The organism is Neisseria sp. P0021.S006, assembly GCF_051956895.1.
Genome location: NZ_JBQCWZ010000725.1, coordinates 1 through 703 on the forward strand (window position 1 = coordinate 1; position 703 = coordinate 703).

Genomic DNA, 703 nt, shown 5'->3' on the forward strand with positions numbered 1-703 from the left:
GCCGGAAAGGGTTTCGGCGGAGCGGCTCAAGTTCAGGTAATCCAGCCCGACGTTAATCAGGAAGCCAAGGCGTTCGGTGATTTCTTTGAGGATTTTTTCGGCGATTTGTTTTTTGTTGCCGTCCAAATCCAGCGTTTCAAAAAATTGGTGGGTTTTGGTCAGCGGCCAGGCGGAGACTTCGTGCAATGGTTCGCCGCTGACGTAAACGTAGCGCGCTTCTTTGCGCAAACGTGCGCCGCCGCAGCTTGGGCAGGCACGGTGGTTTTGGTATTCGCGTAGTTTTTCGCGCACGGTTTCGCTGTCGGTTTCTCGGTAGCGGCGTTCGAGATTGGGGATGATGCCTTCGAAGGCGTGGCTGCGGTTGAAGGTGGTGCCGCGTTCGGACAGGTAAGTAAAATCAATGACTTCTTTGCCCGAGCCGTGCAAGACAACTTTTCTGACTTTTTCAGGCAGTGTTTCCCAAGCAGCCTGCACATCGAAACCATAATGCCGCGCCAGCGACTGAATCCTTTGGAAATAGAACTGGTTGCGCTTGTCCCAGCCGTCAATCGCGCCTGCGGCTAAGGCTAATTCGGGATGCGCGACCACTTTTTCAGGATCAAAGAAGTTGGTATTGCCCAAGCCGTCGCAAGTTGGGCAGGAGCCCATCGGGTTGTTGAAGGAAAACAGGCGCGGCTCTAATTCGTGCAGACTGTACGAACAT

1 pseudogene is annotated in these 703 nt (G+C 53.9%); it reads right to left on the reverse strand.

Annotation, left to right across the window (positions count from 1 at the left end):
• Positions 1 to 703, reverse strand: a pseudogene (locus tag ACTHUM_RS16725) (excinuclease ABC subunit UvrA); the annotation flags it as partial.